Source organism: Mucilaginibacter frigoritolerans, assembly GCF_007830615.1.
GTDB lineage: Bacteria > Bacteroidota > Bacteroidia > Sphingobacteriales > Sphingobacteriaceae > Mucilaginibacter > Mucilaginibacter frigoritolerans.
Genome location: NZ_VLLI01000025.1, coordinates 1 through 19,586, shown reverse-complemented (window position 1 = coordinate 19,586; position 19,586 = coordinate 1). Strand labels below are relative to the sequence as shown.

Below are 19,586 nucleotides of genomic sequence, written 5' to 3'. Positions count from 1 at the left end.
AGAATTGTTAATAACGTTAGGTAGAGTAATTGTTTTATTTGCTTCATAGATATTTTTAATTCATCATTGAATATTATTAACTCCTATACTATATATATTGATGTTCAAAGTTGTAATAAAACAATGTCGTCCTTATTTTATTGATACACTTAAAAAATTATAACTGAGAAAAAAACTATTCCAAATGCCCCGACTTTTTATCTTTTACAGTAAGAAGCAAATTGCTCAAAATAACCATCTTAAATTCAAGATTATATTAATATTATAATTTTTATAATCTCAGGTTAACTATGCGATAACAACTATTAATCAAAGTAATAAGTTAGGTTTAATCTTGCATTTAAGCTAAATATGTTACTAGGAAGGTATTCATAATTAAAAGTAAAAACAGGAACAACCCGGGCAGAGATTAAATATTTTTTGAATTTAAAATTCGCATAAAATGTATTTGAAAGATCTACCCATTGAGCGCCGAAACGATCTTTCACAGCGTTTGTATAGTCTGCATATGCATTATAATATAAATCATTATCATGTACATATCTCTCGAGTGCTATTCCAAAAGAATTCAAATTTTTGGTATAACTGATATCTAACATTAAACTATTACTACCAGGGCCAATACCGGCCCCTAAATATCTTCCTTCATTAGTGTAACCGTCAGCAGGAGCTTGCGCGTTGTGGACGTACCATGAAGGCTCAGGCCTTAGCAAAAAGGTATCTGGCAATTGTAAGTGCGTTAACTCCAGTTTTACTTGTATGTATTGTTGATTTCCTATGTTAAACAGTCTCGATCCGCCAAATGTATATGCCGAAGAATGTTCAGGCTCCAAAAAAAAGTCGGTAACATTTGCCGCCTGATCATTCCGTGCAAATTCAAAATATATTTCAGCATTATATTTAGGTAAAACCTGACGTATATAAGTAGAATATGCAAAATCCTGTCCGTCACCTCCTGAAAGATCATTTGTAGATGCGCTTGATGGAGAAAATACAGGAAGAATACGTTTCAAGAAGCTTGTTTCATAAAAAGAAGCACTCATATCCCTGTAGTCGTATCCAGAGGCTCCTAAATATAAGCCCTGAATCCATTTAGGCTGCCAGTTAGCTGTAAAGCCAGAAATATAACGACTAATTTCAGGTTTGGGTATATAATATCCAGGGTCATAAACTAATTTGCCTGGGTCATAAGGAAGATAGCCTGACTGCTTTAAAACGCCACCTATTACTTGCCATTCAAACGACCCTATTCCAGATTTAATTGGATTAGCTGAATTAAATGTCCAATGTAAAAAGCCAGGTGCAGAATTACTCATCATTATTGAATTTTGTATGCCTGGCCCCCACCACATGTTCTCAGAAGAAACTCCTACTTCTACATCTTTAAAAACAAGGGTAATTTTTGATTGTCCAAAATCTGCGTGACTTAGGCCATAGGGACCAAACCTCTCAGGGGCATCAATACCGTTTATAATGTCAAAAAAAGCAGGAATAAGGTTTGATTTATAATTTGCCTGTACATTAGCAAACGTTAAAAAGGGGCTATTTTCTGCATGCACCAATTCGGGCTTAAATTGAACACGCAGAATACCGGCCTTGAGATAAAAACCACCGGTTACCATTGTCTGATAACCAACATTAGGATATAACGGACCATTGTTATATCCATAGGGTAATTTTGAATTATAATCACTTAACCAACTAAAAGGAAGCGCCCGAACTACTACCTGAGATCCAAAAAGTTTTAATTTAGGAACCAGATTGGAACTGCCAATCATGTTACGAAGAACCGAATCTCCATTACTATTGAGAGGGCTATTTACGGGACGCAAACAAAAGGATGATAAATCGTCACTTATTCCCAATAGTTGATTTCTTCTTGCCAGGGTCTCCGCATAATCCCCTACCGGAACGGTCTGAGAAAAGCATTTGACCGAAAACAAAGCGAATAAGCAGATTAATGTATAAATATTTTTCATAGGTGTTAGTATAAAATACAAATTTTAAAAAGGGGCAAATAAAACATTCAGCTTTAAATCAACAATTATACTTATTTTTTTTATATCCTGATTTGACAAAAATGAACAATAAGTATACAATGATCTTAAAACTGTGTTTTAAATAAAAGTTTTCAAGTAACTGCAGCTTTGTATCAATAAAATTATCAACTATCTAATTTATGATTATTAAATTAGGTCACCATCAATTCTACCATACCAAAGATTTTAAACAAGGCGGATATTAATCATGCCTTATCTATTGCCATTTGTAATATTTTGCACATATGAGCTAAATTCCGCCCTAAAGCGTTCTGTCGAAAATGAGGAAGCATGATCAGCAATTTCGATATAGTTGAAGTTATTGATATTTTTTTCAAACAGACAAACTGCCTTGTGTATTTCTTCTGCAGTTTGTTCATAAAAAAACACACCTGTTTTGCCATCAATAACGGTTTCTGTACTTCCACCCTTCCCAAACGCTATTACAGGAGTTCCACAAGCCTGCGCTTCGACCGAAATAATACCAAAATCTTCTTCAGCTGCAAAAACAAAAGCTTTTGCTTTCGATAAATAATGCTTTAATACCTCAAAGGGTTGATAGCCCATCAATACCACGTTAGCCGAAGCCACCTTTTTTATTCGTTTAAAGTCGGGGCCATCTCCTATAACTATTAGCTTTTTATCTGGCATAGAATTAAATGCTTCAACAATAATGTCGATCTTTTTATATGGTACAAACCTTGAACAGGTAACATAAAAATCTTCTTTTTGTTGAATGGGCTCAAATTGTTCTACTGCTACATTTGGATATATAACAGTGCTTTCCCTGTTGTATATCTTTTTTATTCTCTTACTGATATATTCAGAATTGGCTATAAAATAATCGACCCTGTTTGAGCTTATTATATCCCATTGCCTGATTCTGTGTAAAAAATATTTAACCAATATGCCTTTAATGCCTTTATTCAAACCAGTCCCTTTCAAATACTCATAATGCAAATCCCAGGCATAGCGAATTGGTGAATGGCAATAACAAATATGCGTTTGGTTAGAATTTACAAGTACCCCTTTCGCTACAGCATGCGAAGATGATATTATTAAATCATATTTAGAAAGATCAAATTGCTCTATAGCCAAAGTAAAAAGTGGCAAATATGACCGGTATTTTGTTTTTGAAAATATTAATTTTTGAATAAAGGAAGTTGTTATCCGATGCTTGCCAAGCGAAAGATTGGAGATAGTTTCTTCTTTAGCAACTAATGTATAAATATCAGCTTCAGGAAATAAAGATGTTATTTCTTTGAAAACCTTTTCAGAGCCGCCAATAACTGTTAACCATTCATGTACCAATGCTACTTTCACAGTTATATTTTATTTGTTATATAGTAAAATCAATTGGATATTGATACTATTTGTTGTTAATTTAATATACACTCGATTTTGAATTAATTTGATAATCGACTTATTGAAACTCAATATTAATCCAGGTTATTTCCAATAAGATTTATGCATTGAAACCTTTTTCAATACATCGGGTGGCATATTTTTATAATATCTACCAAACTTATATCCCAACCATTTTGCACCTAAAGAGGTGACCGATTTTAAAATACTGGCAAAGTCATTTTTGAACACATATTTCAACTCGGATTTTAAAAATTTGATCCCTTCTCCTGTTGGTTTACCAAATTTCTCTATAAGCCACTTATTTTGTTCGTGGAATACTCTTGTATCAAAATAGCGCTTAAACTCTTCACTAAGTGTATAACTGTGCGAATGGTACACGGTGGCATCAGCCACGTAAGCCTTTTTAAAACCCGCGATCAACATTTTTGCCGCAACAATTGCGTCTTCGCCCATGATAGAATCTAATGGGAATCCACCAACATCATCCAATACACTTTTCCGATAGGCTGCAAATGAGTCTGAGCTAAAAAAAATCTTGAAACCAAAACGCTTCAAGTCATCTAGTGATAATACGTCTGATACGGCGGGATAATTAAATAATCTGGCGTGCATTTCGAGGGGTTTAGCATTCAAATGCGGCAATTGCCTACCATAAGCCATCCCCACTTTCGGATCATCAAAGATCTTAACTATATTTTTTACACTATCGGGCGATGCCAAAATAGCGTCTTGAGTTAAAAAAACACAGATATCCGAATCATTTGACAAATCAACAAGCTGCTGGCGGGTTTTGCCATGATTGAAATCCTTCTTATCAATTACCGTAACTTTGAAACCATATTGTTTCGCTAAATCAACGGTATCATCATTTGACCCCGAATCTATAATGATCTTATTATGAAAATCACAGACTTGTTTATCAATACTTTCAAGAACTTTTGACCATTCTTTTCCTGCATTAAGGGTTGGTATTAAAATAGATACTTTTAAATCATTAATCATGATTTTTTGAAAATATTATAGTATGCATTATACCGGGAAAATTAGCAATTTTAAGTGAATGTGGATTCAATAATTTATTTAAAATATGAAAATGAAGTAAATTCAAAATACAAGTAAAATTTGATGACAAAAGTTTGAAGATATAAATAAAACTGCCATAATTTACTTAAACACTATAAAAAACAAGCCATATATTAACTGAACTCTGTTCTTTAATCTCTTCAATCCCGAATATCCACTTCTACTTAGCGTTGGCGAAGCGTTGTTTTGGTGCCTCACATAGTTCATCAGTTGATCATTGCAAAAAATAGTATGCCCTTTTAATTCACCGATTAATCCAATCCACCAGTCGTGCATATGTATGTAAGCAGGAAATGGGAGCGCATAATTCAGAATTCGGCGATTAAAAGACATACAACAACCAATGTATGAGTTTTTAATTAAATTGTTAAATAGCCCGGGTCTTGAATCCCGCTCTTTAAAAAAGGATTCATATATCATATCTCCAGCTTCATTTACAACCTTAGCATCAGAAATAACTAAATCGTATTTTTCGTGCAATAAAGTATGTGTGTTAATTTTTCCAGGGAGCCATACGTCATCCTGATCAGCAAGAAAGATTATATCCCCTTTAGCTTTCGAAAGTGCATTTTCAAAATTGCCAACCGGGCCATTTGATTTTTCATTTTTAAATATCTTGATTCTAGTATCATTAAATGATTCCAAAATTAAAATCGTTTGATCTTTTGATCCATCATCACTTATAATTAACTCATCAAGTGCAGAAAGTTGATTCAATATACTTTTAATCTGCTGATATATGTATTTTTCGCCATTGTATGTTGCCATACAAATCGATATTTTATTATTTATCATGATATCTGAGTCCTTTTAAATTTCAAAGACAATAGAATCGGATATACTAATTGAAAACTCAATCCACTAAAAAAAAACATATTGTCAAAAATACAAAATAGTAGAAAGGTATTAAGAATGGCTATACCAGTAGAAAAGTATGGATTCTCAGGCTTCAAAATAACAAGATATAATAATGTAACCAACATTAAAAACAAGAAGGTTATAGACATACCCCACCATCCCAAATATGAATATGAGGTTGAATATACCGTACCTACAGTTAAAAAGGGGGCAATAAGTTTATTTTCGGGCTTTTGTATATTATAAATTGAAAAAAATCTTTTGGAAATGAAGTCAAAATTCAGTTCCCCGTTTATGTACTCCAACACATTCGAAAAGCTATAGTTAACAACTTGGTGATCGACGTTCATTTGCAAATTTGCTAATGGCGACGATATATATAAATATGACCAAAAATATTCTTTCGGAATGGAAGATTTAACAAAATCGGGCTTAGCTTCCCCTAGGTTTAACATTATTTCACTTAACTCCTGGGTTTTATTTTTGTCTATTTGATTGCTCGTTCTTAAATTGCCAAGCAGTCCAAATGCCATTAATATTACAAAAACAATCACAAGAACACTTAAATAAATTCTGATTTTATTCTTTTTATAGGAAAAGAGATAAATAAAAAAAATACTGGATAAATTTAAAAGCACTGCGCCGCGATTAAATACAAGTATTGGGAAAATAAATAGATAGATACATAAAAATAAAAATTTCTTATTCTTCTCGACGATGTAGCACTTAAACAGGTATACGGTAAAAAAACTTGTAAAAGTTGCTAATATGACGTAGAATGTTGGTATTCCAAATTCAAAATAATCGATATCTTCATTGTTAATAATTGAGAAAAATGGAATGTGCCTGGCGTATACAAAGTTCATTATATAACCCACGGTTATTGCCAAAACCCAGGAATTAATACTTAATTTATTGGCGTATTCGTAAAATCTTATTACTCCTTTTCTGTGTACATATAGGCCTATTGCACCACTAATAATAAACGTTATAATTAAGAAAGCAAGTAAAGATAAAGAAAGGGGCGGAAACAGATATGACCAATCCAATTGATATACTATTAATGCGATTGAAAAGCCCAATAAATACATAAAAAAAGGGTTTACATCCGCTACGCCGGTTATTTTATTGTCCATTAATCAAAGCCATTTAAATAGTTTAATTAAAAAACCCAAATTACGATGTAATAAAGTCAATTTAACACATCGTAGAGTAGCATTCAATTTGAGAAAAAACTTTTCTTTAAGTGATGATGAAATATATCCTGCTCCTTCCAGATAATAATCAAACCTAACTAAATCGCTGGTTAAACTATTGTTAGTTTCACTTGAGAGCTCATGCTTAACCCTTAAATCTATAACAACAAATTTATCACTTACTGATTTCTTAAATCGTTTAATAAAATCGTGATCACTGAAATCTAATTTAATTAATTCATTATATCCGCCGTTTATTAAAAAGGCTTCGACATTTACACATAACCCACAGTTAATAAGAGAGTATTTATTGAAGCTGTTAATGCCTGGCTCAATGAATTTCAAGGAAAATCCTCGCATAAACATATATCGAAAGGGTGAAATAATTTTGCTTTCATTAACAAACATAATAGGAGCAAATATTTTTTTTTCTGGATATTCTTTTATTGCCGACAAATATGACTGTAAGGTATTATCGGGAAACTCTGTATCCTGATCAAGGAGCAATACCCATTTTTTATTCATTTGCGATGCAAATTCAACTCCTTTATTATATGCTTTGCTAACCCCACTATTTAACAAATCGGGTATATAAATAATGTTAAAATTCTTATAGCTATTAAATTCATCCCCCTGGTTAAATACCGGGCTATTATCATACACCACTAAGTCTATAGATGTTTGACTATTATTTAAAGCAGCGCTTAACGATAAAAACGTCTTAGATTCTATTAATTTTATTTTGTATAAAACAATAATAGCGATAAAATCTTCCATCAAAATAAAATCACTGCGTTAATAGGTCGTCAATAATTTTAAGATAATTTTGGCCAAATGATTTTGTACGAGAAATCAGATCGTTCTTTACTTCCTGAGTAGTTAAAAAACTATCAGAAGAGTTATAAAAACCATTCTGCAGGGTGCTTTCCATAGCCATAGCTAACTCTTTTTCGTCCAAAGCATCAAAATAAATACTATTAGGAGGATTTTGCTCCCTATGAATTGCTATATCTGAAAGAATTATTTTCTTGCCGCTGCTTTTTGCTTCTTCAACTGTCGAGCTCCAACCTTCAAATAAGGAAGGATTGATTAACGCCACACAAGCTTTGATCAATACTAATACTTCCTGATAAGGAATTAAGCCCAGTAATAAAATATTCGCTGAAAGTCCATTTTCGTCAATGTAGTTTAAAGTATCGTTCAGTTTTTTATTATTACGATAATCTTGCATATGGCCCGTGGTTACCAATAGTGGATTAAGTCCCTTATCTTTTAATATATTAATTGCCTTAAAAGCGGTAATATGATTTTTATGACTCCAAAACTGATTGGGTAAATAAAAGAAATTATCTTGAATATTATACTTGCTTTTAATTAAATTCAAAGTAGTTTCAAATTCCACCTTTGATACCGCCCCGGGTTGTGATACAAATTGCAATACTCTAACCTTATCACGCCCATCATTTGAAAAACTCAGGTAATCTTTAAAAGCATCATTACTACTTAAAACTATCCTATCACTATATTTAATAATATTATGGTATAGCTTAAAGGTTCTTTTTTTTTCATCCGCTGTCCATAAATCAGGATAATGAAGTATTTGAAAATCTGGTATCCAATTAACTATTTTTAAGTTATTATATCTGCTAAAGAAATTAGAGTGGGAAACAAAATCTATTTCATGTTTTTTCAATAATTTTAACATAAAAAAATTGGTGCTAAATTTATTTTCCAGCACCTTTTCAAAAAACCACGATAAGGTTTTTCGTTTTAAAATATCTGTTTTAACAATTTCCGCGTAAGGTGAAAAAATGTCTATATATTCCTGCTCTATATCACTGGGTACAAAAATAAAATATTTAATATCTGCCCTATTCTCTAAAGAGCATGCGTATAGTAAATTTTTTATATAATTTATACCACCTTTGTACTCTTTGGTAAAATTCAGAAGAAATGCAACGTTAGTCATTGATTAAATTTTTAAAAAAAAATAAATATTGTTCAAGCCCTCTGTCAAGCTTTACTTTTGGTTGCCATTTTAATTGTAAGGCCTTGGATATATCAGCATGGTAAAACCGTGGATCTCCAAGCTTCACATCCTGAGTAAACTTAATATTTACTTTTTTATCATATAAATCTACCAGCAGCTTAATCGTATCTCTTACGGTTGTTTTGATACCCGTACCTCCATTAATAATACTGATCTGTTGTTTTTCATTTTCTGCAACAGCTAATATTAATGAGGCAGCATCATCAACATATATCCAATCTCTTGTTTCATCCCCGGTTCCAAAAAAAGAAATTTCATCAACTGCATTTTTAATTTTCAAACAGGCATCCCATAATAGTTGTTTTTGTAAACCTACTCCATAAATTGAAAAATACCTAATTATTGAAATTTTAAGTCCAAAATTCTTGGTGTAAGAAAAGCATAACTCTTCAGCAGCTTTTTTATGGAAACCATAAGGAGAAACGGGGCTTGACGGATCTTCTTCTTTTATTTTTTTATCTCCCAAATCACCTTGAACCGCAGGGCTTGAGGGATAAATAAAGTGGCATGATTTCCCTTTTAATCGAATATATTCTAATAACGACAAGGTACTTTGAACACTTTTTTGAAAATCTTCGTATGGATTTTGATAAGAAAATGAAACAGAGCCACTCCCCCCACAATGCACTATAATATCAAATTGTTTATTTAGATTAACTAACGCCTCAAATGTTATAGTTGATTCATACCATTCCTGAATTCCCCATTGGTTATATTCATGCTGATGCCATTTGCCGTGCCCTATTCCTATTACACGATACCCTCCGTCGCTAAATACTTTTGATGTATAACGGCCTAAAAAGCCAAAAGCACCGGTTACTAAAACAGTTTTTTTATTGATTTTTTCTTCTATATTCATCAGGAATCTCTTTAATTACTTTGGCCGGGTTGCCCCCTGCTATCGTCCATGCAGGGATATCACGAGTCACAACACTGCCTGCTCCTATTATTGCCCCCTCACCAACTGTAACACCCTTTAAAATGTGACAGTTCATACCAATCCATGCATTGGCTCCTATTACTATAGGCTTTGTATTTACAACCGACCAATTTTTGTTCTCAATAAAAAATCTCCCAGCTCTATAATCTTCCAATTGTTGAGAAATATCATTTTCTCTTTCACGATAATCAATAGAATGTGAATCGTGGTCATAAAAATAAGACCCCCAGGCTACAAAAACGTTGTCACCAAATTCGATGCGCGATTTGCAAATTATATTGCTTGAACCTATATATACCCGATTTCCAACAATAACCTCACCAGTATCTGATTCAAATAAAACTTTACAATCCAATATAGAGTCATCACCTACGTTAAGATATATCTTATTTTTTATAGGTTTTATAATTGTTAATCTAAAGCTTTCAAAAAAATGAGATTTGCCCACTGTAATATATTTTTCGACATTTTTATAATGTCTAAAAAATATCAGTCGCCTCACTTTTTTCAATATAAATCCGATCATAGTTAAACTTCGTTAATACAACTTTTTGATTTAAACAGCACATAAATAAGTGTTGGCAAAGTAAGTATAGCCGACGACAATGGCACTGACCCAATACCTACTGATAAACTAAATAACAATTTACTTAATGGTATCATTAATACTGCAGCAATAATTGATAAAACAATCTGTCCCTTTAGTTTTTCAAAAGCATTTAAAAAAACTGCTCCGCAATATGCAAATGATTGAACAATAATTAAAAAAGCAAATGGATATACGAATTTCGCGTTACTTATTAAAATAGCTTTATTGGTCCATATTCTTATTAAGAACGGTACAAAAAAAGTTATTATACAAGCACCTATACTAAAAACAAATGCGATCAGTAAAAGCTGGTTATACAATTTAATAAGCTTTTTTTTGTCTTTCAAGGCTTTTGCATGTGAAATCTCTGTCCAAAAAACTGAAATAACTACATTAAATACAGTCATCCCCATTAAAAAAATCTTATTAACAGTATCAAATTGAGCTACATTATTTAAAGTAAGATTGTTATAAGTTAAAATATTCCCTATAGAATAAATAAAAAGCGATGAAACCTGCAATATAAAAAATCGTGTTCCAACTATTAATGATGTTTTTGAAGATTTAAAATTTTGAAAATTAAAAATTTGCGCCCATCTAAACTTTATTGTTTTAAGGGAACAAATGATAATTGTAAGGTTGGCGATAACATATAAACAACTATAATACAAAGCCAATTTGTAAATATCAAACTCTATGAGCTTATATTTATTAGCAATTAAAATAAGTAACCAAAAAAAGTTTTGAACAAATAGAATTGAATTGAATAAGTTGAATTTTTTTAACCCCTGAATTATAAAATGACCTAGTGTAAACGGGAAGGATAAAATAATTGGTATATAAATAATATATGCCAGAAGCAAATGAGTTTTAAATACGTTAACAAATAGTGTTGAAATAATAAAAGTTACAAACAAAATCAATGTCATCAAAATATAAAACTGCAAAGTTCCAGAAATTAATACTTCGAGATTGGCTTTGTCATTGTTAGCATACGATTCTGTTACTTTATTTTTCAGACTATAACCAGATCCAAAATCAAATAAATTAAGCCATGCCAATAAAGCTGTTACAGTTACCCAAACTGCATAATCACTTGTACCCAGTGTTTTTAATAACAAAGGAACCGTAATAAATGACAACGCAGCACCAGACAATTTAAATATTGTGGAACCAAATATGGATCTAATTACTTTATAATCAACTTTCACTTAATTAATAAAGCTTTAATAATTTTCAATTTGGTTATGAATTTTGCTCGCCAAGGGAACCTAACACTTTTTACAAAGATAAAGGCTTCTTTAAATCCATACTTTGATTTTTTATTAACTATACCCGCCAGTAGGTTATTTGCATAAACTTCATCCTTGATATGAGAAGAGTTTATTGTTAAATTAAGATTACCATATACTATTTTAACATCCTGCGCTATTTCATCCTGCCATTTATCAATCTTTAAAAGCCACTCTTTGGAAGAAATATACTTGCTAGTAAAGTTGTTCTGCCAAATCCTATATGCCGATATAATATCTGGCAATAGGACAGCTTTACCATTTAGCATGCATTTTTGAATTAACAAACTATCAGCGGCTGTAAAAACATAACTTTCATCAAAAAATCCATATGATTTCGCAAAATCTGTTTTGAAAATAATACTTGGCAGCCTCGCTTCTACACCATATTTGAAATAATTATAACCATTAGGTTTCTCCAATATTTTAATTTCATGGGGAGACCATACGGAAAGAACATTATCAAACTCATCTATAGTGTTATGTCCAAAAATAATAATATCAGCATCATCATATTTCTCAATTGCTGCGTTTATTTTACTAAAAGCATTGACATAAAATAAATCATCATCAGACGGAATAATAAACCATTTTGTTTGAACCTTATTTATGCAAAAATTCCAGTTTTCAAACATCTCCAATTTTTCAGGTGGCTTTACAAATAAAAAACCTGGATGTTTATTGATTATGTCTTCTGTTACACTCCCTCCATTATCGCTTATTACAACCAATTCATTATTGGGAATGGTATCTAATATTTTAATTAAAAAATCATTCCTGTTATAAGTAGGTATAGCAATTGTTAAATCTTTCACCATCATTTAATAAAACAACCAATCTTAATTCAAATAGTCTTTTATCACTTTTACCATATAATCATAATGCGATTCATTAAGACCTGGCCAAACGCCTAGCCAAAATGACTGATTCATAATTATATCTGTGTTTTTTAAGTCGCCCACTATTCGGTAATTAGTATGTTCATAAGCAGGTTGTCGTAACAAATTACCTGCAAATAGTAAACGGGTACCAATCTTATTTTCTTCCAAATGCCTAACAAGCGATTGTCTGTCGTTTGAATCACCTTCACGCAAGGTTAATAAAAACCCAAACCACGAAGGATTACTATTTGATGTGGGTTCAGGAAGGATGAAAACATCTTCGAACTGTTTCATTCTTTCATATAAAGCGTTATAATTATCTCGGCGACGTTGAATAAAATGATCAGCTTTACGTAATTGCGACAATCCGATTGAGGCTTGCATATCAGTAATTTTCAGATTAAAACCGATATGGGAATAAATATATTTATGATCATAACCAAAAGGTAAGGTTCCTAATTGCTGTGAAAAACGACAACCACAGGTATTATCTTTACCTGGCTCGCAATAACAATCCCTCCCCCAATCTCTAAAGCTTTCAGCTATTGTTTTTAGTAAAGGATTATTTATCAAAACGGCACCTCCTTCGCCCATGGTAATATGATGAGCCGGATAAAATGACAGGGTAGCTAAATCACCAAATGTTCCTGTTTTTTGGCCATTGTACTCTGCTCCTAAAGCATCACAATTATCTTCTATTAACCATAAATTATATTTTTTTGCAATACGAGTTACTTCTGCCAAATTAAAAGGGTTTCCCAATGTATGTGCAATCATTATTGCTTTAGTTTTCGGTGAAACGGCCTCTTCTAATTTTTCAGTATCGATATTATAGGTAGGTATATGTTCATCCAAAATCACCGGAATACAACCATATTGGATTAAGGGATTAACTGTAGTTGGAAAACCAGCAGCAACCGTAATAATTTCATCTCCTGGTTTTATTTGACGGTCACCCAATTTTGGTGATGTCAGTGTATAAAACGCTACCAGATTTGCAGATGAGCCAGAGTTCACAGCTATTGCATGAAAACTTCCAAAATATGCGGCCAAATCCGCTTCAAACTGCTTCGAAAAACGACCAGCGGTTAGCCAACCATCTAAAACAGCATCTACACCAAGTAACAAATCATCTTCGGTTATTACTTTACCGGATACAGGTATATAATTTACTCCGGCTATTATATTTTGAGTTGTATTCTTTTTAGCTATTTCAAAAAGTTGTTTCTCTAATATAGCATCAATATTTTTATAGTTCATATTTAATCATTTTACTTATAAAGTCATCAACATTTGAAAGCTTAAAATCGTTGTATTCGTTTAAAAATTTTATATTAAGCAATCCACCATTTAAAGGCCTTCTAGCAGGCTGATTCAATTTATTTGTCAATACAGATTTCAACACAATCTTTTCATTATCAGGAAAATAGGATTTAACCCTTTTTGCCAGGCTGTATCGTGTATAATAATCCGAAGAAGATAAATTGTATATGCCATTTTTATTATCTAAAATCAATTTGTATAACATTCGAGCAACATCGCCAGCATAAACCGGAGTAGCAAATTGATCAGCAGGCAAATTCAATTCCGTTTCTTCATTATTTTGAAACAATTTAATTAATCTTAAAACAAAATTCTTTGATCTGACTTCCTCACCGTAAACATTTGTAATACGGGCAATTAAATAGTTATTTAACGTTTTAACTAAAAGTTCAGCTTTTAGTTTATGCTGCCCATAAATATTTATTGGATTAGTAGCTGCATCTTCTGTATAGGGGCCCATGTTACCATCAAACACATAATCTGTAGAAATATATACTAATTTCACTCCGTTTTTTTTGCAGTAGTTGACCAGTTTTTTAGTCGATAACACCGTCGCACGTTCACTTTCTAAAACATTATTTTCACAATAATCAACATTCGTTAGCGCCGCACAATGTATTATAACTTCTGGCTTAAACTGATCCAAATCTAAATTGCCGTTTGAATTGGATAGTGGATTAAAGTATATTGTTCTTTCAGTTGCAAAATTCAGATGTGTACCTACCACCTCCTCACCAACACTTTCAAATAAGTCCATACAATGTGAACCGACCAAGCCGGATGCACCTATAATAATTATTTTCATCCTTACTAAAATGGTGTTTTAAATTCAGTTAGAGACAGAAACTCTTTATCTCTAACTGACACAACAGGAAATTCGACAGGCCAATCAAAATTGAATGAATTGTATAATATGCCAGCTTCTGCTTCTTTATTTTGAGAAATACTTGTGTGGTATTCTACTATAGATTTGTCTTCTAAAGCCAAAAAGCCATGAGCAAAACCTTTACCAATATATATCCCTTTTCTATTTTCTTCACTCAATTCAATTTGAAATGATTTTCCATATGTGATTGAGTTCATTCTTAAATCAATTACAACATCCAAGATTTTACCTGAAACTACATATACAAATTTCACATGATCATAAGGTGGTTTTTGAAAATGCATACCTCTAATGACATCTTTGTTGGAGATAGAATAGAAACTTTCTGCAAATTGATAAACCAACCCATTTTCCTCAAAAGTTTTATCATGAATTGTTTTTACAAACTCACCCCTATTGTCTTTAAATGAAAATAAATCAATGATAAATATATCTGATAAATAAGTGTTAGATATTTTCATGTTATGTTGCCCAAATAATACTTTTTTCTTTAGCTTTAAATGTATATAACTTAATCTGTTTTATTCTTTGATCCAAAATATTGTCAGTATGATATAAATCGTCTTGGTATCCACTAACAGTAAAACTTACTGTTTCATCAAAATTTAATACGGGTTCCCAATTAAGTAGATTAACTGCTTTTGAAACATCCAACTTTAATAAGACAGCTTCATGCAGCTTTTCAATTTGATCAGGAATAATATACCCTCCTTTATTATCCTTTAGCAAAATCTTATCAATGAGATCCTTTACTGAATAGTTATTTGTATCTATAGGGCCGAAATTCCATCCGCCAATAAATGATCTACCTTTTAACAATAATGTTGAGCCTAAATGCAAGTAGCCACTTAATGGCTCTAAAACATGTTGCCATGGCCGGGTTGAATACGGATTTCGTAACAATAACTTTTTATTATCCTTTACAGATCTGAAATAATCAGGTAAAATACGATCCATTGCCCAATCACCGCCTCCAATTACATTCCCTGCTCTTGCTGATGCAACAAGGCAGGAATCATCATTTTTGAAAAAAGAATTTATATATGACGCGGTGATTAATTCTGAACAACCTTTAGATGCACTATATGGATCTTTTCCACCCATTGGATCATTTTCCCGATATCCCCAAACCCATTCTTTATTATCGTAACATTTATCACTTGTAACATTAATTGCAACCTTTACCGAAGATGTTTGACGCACCGCTTCGAAAAAATTGACTGTACCCATCAAATTGGTTTCAAAAGTTGAAACCGGATTTTGATACGAATATAACACTAATGGTTGTGCTGCTAAATGAAATGCAAATTCAGGTTGTATCTGTTTAAAATATTCTTTTAGTTTTTCTCCGTCCCGAACGTCGCCTTCAAAATGATTTATCTCGTCCTTTAGATTACATGAAACAAAATTATCTTGTTCTGAATTAGGAGGTAGTGCATACCCATAAACATCAGCGCCAAGATATTTTAACCATATTGCCAACCATGAGCCCTTAAAACCAGTATGACCAGTTATTAAAACTTTTTTTCCTTTATAACAATTACAGAAGTTCATTATTTACCAGTTTTTCCATTTTGCTTTATTTAATACCCAATCGTTTTCCAATTCATGTTTATCTCTTAAAGTATCCATAGGTTTCCAAAATCCATCATGTTTAAAGGCCGTCATTTGTTTTTCTGCAGCAATCCGTTCCATTGGCTCTCTTTCCCAAATTGTATTATCACTTTCAATATATTCAAAAACATCAGGTTCACAAACAAAAAAACCTCCATTTATCCATGATCCATCTCCTTTAGGCTTTTCCATAAACGATTCAACATCATTATTCTCATTAATATTTAAAGCGCCAAATCTACCTGAAGGTTGTACTGACGTTACAGTACAATACTTTCCTTTCTGTTTATGATGTTCTAAAAGTTTATCTATCCTTATATCACCAACACCGTCACCATAAGTTAACATAAATGTTTCATTACCAATGTGAGGTTGTATCCGTTTGATCCTTCCTCCAGTCATTGAATCATTTCCTGTATCAACCAAAGTAACCTTCCATGGTTCAGCCTGTGAATCGTGTACCTTGATTGAGTTGTTATTCATATCAATTGTTACATCTGATTTATGCAGGAAATAATTAGCAAAATATTCTTTTACCACATATCCCTTATAGCCCAGACATACAACAAAATCATTAAAACCATATGATGAATATATTTTCATGATATGCCATAAGATTGGCATACCACCAATTTCAACCATTGGTTTTGGTTTTAATACCGTTTCTTCAGAAAGCCTGGTACCTAATCCACCAGCAAGAATTACAACTTTCATCTTATTTTTATTATTAATATTCTATACTTATTTCTACATTGTCTGATACAGGAAAGCTACTACATAGTAAACATTCATCTGATTCTAACAGTTCAGGTAATTTTTCAACACCAATCATCCTAACATCTCCTTTAATAATTCTTGCTTTGCAAACCAAACAATTACCTGTTTGACATGAATATGAAAGTTCCATCAGCGCATCGAGTCCAGCCTCCAGTATGCTTTTTCCGAAGGTAACTTCGACCGTTTTTGATTCTCCCCCCCTTTTTATTAAAACATTTTGAGTTATAATATCTTCAAAGTCTTTAGGATTTCGAATAACCTCAAAATCTTCTGAAAATATGTTGCTATTTTCCACCCCTAGCTCATTCAATGTCGATTTTATCGACTCCTTTAATCCAACAGGGCCACATATAAAATGAATAGTATTTTTTAAATTACCTTGAGACCCGTTAAGCAGATCTCTTATTTCTTTTTCGGTTATTCGCCCCTGTACAACATTCGGATTATCTATATCAACAAAAGGTTTAGTAATAAAGTGATAAGGAAAAAAAATGCCGGCAAATCTTTTATTCAGATCTTCTATTACTGTACTAAATATAATATTTTCATAATCCCGATTACCATATGCTAATGTAATTGACGTAGCTTTATTTCCATAAAGTGCATCTTTAGCAATTGATATAAGCGGCGTTATACCGCTACCTGCACCCCACAGATATATATGTTTATCAGAAGTTTGAGTATTTGCCGGCAAAACAAAATCACCCATTGGTTCTATTACTTCAAGCACATCTTCAATCTTAAGTTTATCAAAAATGTGATTAGAAACAATTCCCGCAGGCACTCTTTTTACTGTTATATTTAAAGTTTCATCTACTCCGGGAGCAGATGAAAATGAATATGGCCTAACATAACGGCGACCATTAATACGAAATATTAAACTCAGATATTGGCCTGCAATGTATTTTATACGCTTTAATCCAGGTTGTTTAAATAGAATAGTTACACTATCTTGTGTTTCCTGACGAATATCTGTTACTTTAAGTGTGTAAAGTTTCATGGAATTTGATCTATAACTTTTCAAATATTCTTTTTACGATTAATATTCCAATCGCAAAAAACGCACCTAATATCACTCCAATTAATATGCCTTTAACTTTGGTGAGTTTTTCCTTTTTTAGTGGCAAAACAGGCTTATCAATTACTTGTATCAAAGGCATCTCCTGCCTTAATGAAATTTTTTCTAATTCAAGATTTTTTACCATTTCGCTGTAAATAGCAGTGTTCGCCTGAACATCTACTTGCCTTTTTTGAGAAGTTGTTCTAAGGGTTAACATTTGCGGATTTGCGTTAGGATCAGCATCAATTGCAGAGGCAACGCCATTGATAGAAAAATTTAAGATAGTTTTGACACTATCTGCTTGATGTTGTAACAATTGAACATTTTGATATGCCTTTTTAGTTTTTGTTTGTATATAAAAATCATTTACAGTTTGAACCAATTTTTCAGTAAAAAACTTAGAAAACAACTCATCTTTAGAGGTTACATCTACTTGTATTATGTTTAGTTTTTTATCTGGTTTGCTTACATCAAGTAAGTTCTTATTAAATAATTCAACTAAATCTGTAATAATACTATCTTGTTTTCTATTGAAACTATCTGGATTTCCATTAAAATTTATGTTCTTTAGTTCAGGATCATCGCTCCATTTTTTTTTAAGATGATAACTATCGATGAACCTATCAATTAAAAGTTGCTTTCCTCCGTCAAAACTGCAACTATTAAGTAATGCTTTCTCGATCATTATACGTGATTTATACAGTTCCAATATATTATCACCCTGAAAGATGCCTCCACTTCCACCATCTCCTAAGTTTATACCTGCAAGTGAAGCTATACCTGCGTACTGCCCCAAGCCTCCACTTTTTGCATCTTCTAACACAAAAGTACAGACAGCAGTGTATGTTGGTTTTTTAAATGTAGCGTACCCTAATCCTAATAACGCTCCAAGTATAGAAATAATAAAAATAGATACCCACTTTGTTTTGATATATCTGGTTACAGATTTGATTTTATCAATCAAATCTAATACTGATATTTCTCCTGCATTATTTATATTATGCTGATCGCTCTTACTCATAATTGTTATCTGATTATCCGAATACCTTTTTCTCAAGCCTATTTATTTAAACTAATAATTCCGAAAATGATGGCACCCATTGATGCAAGGGCTGTAGCATAACCTATTATCTTTGAGCCCAGGTCTGTGCGCGGAGGAAGTTTCTTAGGTATATAAATCTCACTCCCTGGTTTTACCTCCGGATGGCTGTTCCAGAACAGAACTTTACGCGTTGCACGTACCGTACCATTCGGGTATACGATATATGCACCCCGCTTTAATGCACTCGGTGAATAGCCTCCTGCATTGTACACGTAATCTGTAAATGATCTGCCACTGCTGTATACTACCGCACTTGGATATAATACCTCCCCGTTTACTCGTACTATCTGCTGCTGTTTCGGTACCCTGATCTCATCTCCGTCTTCTACCAATAAGTCTATATTGCTGCCCGGTTTCTCCAGTATCTTTTTCAAGTCTATCCCTACAAAGTTGTTACGCTGAATTGTGTCTGATGAACTCGTTTTCGTACTGTCCTTATAATTCTTCTTTAACCGGTCCAGTCTCGCCTGGCGTTCGCGTTCCAGTTCTGCTGTGTCCGCCTTGTTTTTGTCTACGCCCAGTATCGCT

The 19,586-nt window shown here is 32.5% G+C and carries 19 protein-coding genes; all 19 read right to left on the bottom strand.

The window, feature by feature from the left end:
* Positions 1-305: 305 nt before the first annotated feature.
* The gene (locus tag JN11_RS24230) at positions 306-1,979 is read right to left on the bottom strand and encodes a capsule assembly Wzi family protein (protein WP_144916896.1); all 1,674 of its coding nucleotides are present in this window, start codon (positions 1,977-1,979) and stop codon (positions 306-308) included.
* A gap of 273 nt (positions 1,980-2,252) precedes the next feature.
* The gene (locus JN11_RS24225) at positions 2,253-3,362 is read right to left on the bottom strand and encodes a glycosyltransferase family 4 protein (RefSeq protein ID WP_144916894.1); all 1,110 of its coding nucleotides are present in this window, start codon (positions 3,360-3,362) and stop codon (positions 2,253-2,255) included.
* Positions 3,363-3,488: 126 nt separating this feature from the next.
* Positions 3,489-4,409 carry a glycosyltransferase gene (locus JN11_RS24220; protein ID WP_144916892.1) on the bottom strand — a complete coding sequence of 307 codons (921 nt, stop codon included), beginning with the start codon at positions 4,407-4,409 and terminating at the stop codon, positions 3,489-3,491.
* A gap of 162 nt (positions 4,410-4,571) precedes the next feature.
* Complete coding sequence (locus JN11_RS24215) at positions 4,572-5,258, bottom strand: glycosyltransferase family 2 protein (RefSeq protein WP_144916890.1); 687 nt, start codon at positions 5,256-5,258, stop codon at positions 4,572-4,574.
* Between the two features lie 23 nt (positions 5,259-5,281).
* Complete coding sequence (locus tag JN11_RS24210) at positions 5,282-6,484, bottom strand: O-antigen polymerase (RefSeq protein WP_144916889.1); 1,203 nt, start codon at positions 6,482-6,484, stop codon at positions 5,282-5,284.
* Between the two features lie 3 nt (positions 6,485-6,487).
* Complete coding sequence (locus JN11_RS24205) at positions 6,488-7,321, bottom strand: glycosyltransferase (RefSeq protein WP_144916887.1); 834 nt, start codon at positions 7,319-7,321, stop codon at positions 6,488-6,490.
* A gap of 10 nt (positions 7,322-7,331) precedes the next feature.
* Positions 7,332-8,513: a glycosyltransferase family 4 protein gene (locus JN11_RS24200; RefSeq protein ID WP_144916885.1), complete on the bottom strand. Its 1,182-nt coding sequence runs from the start codon at positions 8,511-8,513 to the stop codon at positions 7,332-7,334.
* Positions 8,506-9,453: an NAD-dependent epimerase/dehydratase family protein gene (locus tag JN11_RS24195; RefSeq protein WP_144916883.1), complete on the bottom strand. Its 948-nt coding sequence runs from the start codon at positions 9,451-9,453 to the stop codon at positions 8,506-8,508. Before JN11_RS24195 ends, JN11_RS24200 begins: the two co-directional genes overlap by 8 nt.
* A complete protein-coding gene (locus tag JN11_RS24190) occupies positions 9,428-10,060 on the bottom strand; it encodes an acyltransferase (protein WP_144916881.1) in 633 nt (210 codons plus the stop codon). The genes JN11_RS24195 and JN11_RS24190 overlap by 26 nt, the downstream gene beginning before the upstream one ends.
* 2 nt (positions 10,061-10,062) lie before the next feature.
* A complete protein-coding gene (locus tag JN11_RS24185) occupies positions 10,063-11,334 on the bottom strand; it encodes a lipopolysaccharide biosynthesis protein (protein WP_144916879.1) in 1,272 nt (423 codons plus the stop codon).
* Positions 11,331-12,236 (bottom strand): glycosyltransferase, encoded by a 906-nt coding sequence (locus JN11_RS24180; RefSeq protein ID WP_144916878.1) that lies wholly within the window; start codon positions 12,234-12,236, stop codon positions 11,331-11,333. The genes JN11_RS24185 and JN11_RS24180 overlap by 4 nt, the downstream gene beginning before the upstream one ends.
* Positions 12,237-12,254: 18 nt before the next feature.
* Positions 12,255-13,556, bottom strand: coding sequence for a lipopolysaccharide biosynthesis protein RfbH (rfbH, locus tag JN11_RS24175; RefSeq protein ID WP_144916876.1), 1,302 nt, complete (start codon positions 13,554-13,556; stop codon positions 12,255-12,257).
* The gene (locus JN11_RS24170; protein ID WP_144916874.1) at positions 13,546-14,424 is read right to left on the bottom strand and encodes an SDR family oxidoreductase; all 879 of its coding nucleotides are present in this window, start codon (positions 14,422-14,424) and stop codon (positions 13,546-13,548) included. Before JN11_RS24170 ends, rfbH begins: the two co-directional genes overlap by 11 nt.
* Before the next feature lie 5 nt (positions 14,425-14,429).
* A complete protein-coding gene (locus JN11_RS24165) occupies positions 14,430-14,966 on the bottom strand; it encodes a dTDP-4-dehydrorhamnose 3,5-epimerase family protein (RefSeq protein WP_144916872.1) in 537 nt (178 codons plus the stop codon).
* Between the two features lies 1 nt (position 14,967).
* A complete protein-coding gene (rfbG, locus tag JN11_RS24160; RefSeq protein ID WP_144916870.1) occupies positions 14,968-16,059 on the bottom strand; it encodes a CDP-glucose 4,6-dehydratase in 1,092 nt (363 codons plus the stop codon).
* A gap of 3 nt (positions 16,060-16,062) precedes the next feature.
* On the bottom strand, positions 16,063-16,833 hold the full coding sequence (rfbF, locus tag JN11_RS24155; protein WP_144916869.1) for a glucose-1-phosphate cytidylyltransferase: 771 nt from the start codon (positions 16,831-16,833) through the stop codon (positions 16,063-16,065).
* Between the two features lie 13 nt (positions 16,834-16,846).
* Complete coding sequence (locus JN11_RS24150; RefSeq protein ID WP_144916867.1) at positions 16,847-17,896, bottom strand: iron-sulfur cluster-binding domain-containing protein; 1,050 nt, start codon at positions 17,894-17,896, stop codon at positions 16,847-16,849.
* Between the two features lie 10 nt (positions 17,897-17,906).
* Complete coding sequence (locus JN11_RS24145) at positions 17,907-18,977, bottom strand: GNVR domain-containing protein (protein WP_144916866.1); 1,071 nt, start codon at positions 18,975-18,977, stop codon at positions 17,907-17,909.
* Between the two features lie 38 nt (positions 18,978-19,015).
* A partial coding sequence (locus JN11_RS24140; RefSeq protein ID WP_211360902.1) for a capsule biosynthesis GfcC family protein occupies positions 19,016-19,586 on the bottom strand: 571 nt, incomplete at its 5' end.

Bases quoted from the DNA above. Each gene is read 5' to 3' on its own strand.
- JN11_RS24210 (WP_144916889.1), bottom strand. From the start codon at position 6,484: ATGGACAATAAAATAACCGGCGTAGCGGATGTAAACCCTTTTTTTATG.
- JN11_RS24220 (WP_144916892.1), bottom strand. From the start codon at position 4,409: ATGATTAATGATTTAAAAGTATCTATTTTAATACCAACCCTTAATGCA.
- JN11_RS24145 (WP_144916866.1), bottom strand. From the start codon at position 18,977: ATGAGTAAGAGCGATCAGCATAATATAAATAATGCAGGAGAAATATCA.
- JN11_RS24200 (WP_144916885.1), bottom strand. From the start codon at position 8,513: ATGACTAACGTTGCATTTCTTCTGAATTTTACCAAAGAGTACAAAGGT.
- rfbF (WP_144916869.1), bottom strand. From the start codon at position 16,833: ATGAAAGTTGTAATTCTTGCTGGTGGATTAGGTACCAGGCTTTCTGAA.
- JN11_RS24170 (WP_144916874.1), bottom strand. From the start codon at position 14,424: ATGAAAATAATTATTATAGGTGCATCCGGCTTGGTCGGTTCACATTGT.
- JN11_RS24165 (WP_144916872.1), bottom strand. From the start codon at position 14,966: ATGAAAATATCTAACACTTATTTATCAGATATATTTATCATTGATTTA.
- rfbG (WP_144916870.1), bottom strand. From the start codon at position 16,059: ATGAACTTCTGTAATTGTTATAAAGGAAAAAAAGTTTTAATAACTGGT.
- JN11_RS24230 (WP_144916896.1), bottom strand. From the start codon at position 1,979: ATGAAAAATATTTATACATTAATCTGCTTATTCGCTTTGTTTTCGGTC.
- rfbH (WP_144916876.1), bottom strand. From the start codon at position 13,556: ATGAACTATAAAAATATTGATGCTATATTAGAGAAACAACTTTTTGAA.
- JN11_RS24180 (WP_144916878.1), bottom strand. From the start codon at position 12,236: ATGATGGTGAAAGATTTAACAATTGCTATACCTACTTATAACAGGAAT.
- JN11_RS24150 (WP_144916867.1), bottom strand. From the start codon at position 17,896: ATGAAACTTTACACACTTAAAGTAACAGATATTCGTCAGGAAACACAA.
- JN11_RS24205 (WP_144916887.1), bottom strand. From the start codon at position 7,321: ATGGAAGATTTTATCGCTATTATTGTTTTATACAAAATAAAATTAATA.
- JN11_RS24190 (WP_144916881.1), bottom strand. From the start codon at position 10,060: ATGATCGGATTTATATTGAAAAAAGTGAGGCGACTGATATTTTTTAGA.
- JN11_RS24195 (WP_144916883.1), bottom strand. From the start codon at position 9,453: ATGAATATAGAAGAAAAAATCAATAAAAAAACTGTTTTAGTAACCGGT.
- JN11_RS24215 (WP_144916890.1), bottom strand. From the start codon at position 5,258: ATGGCAACATACAATGGCGAAAAATACATATATCAGCAGATTAAAAGT.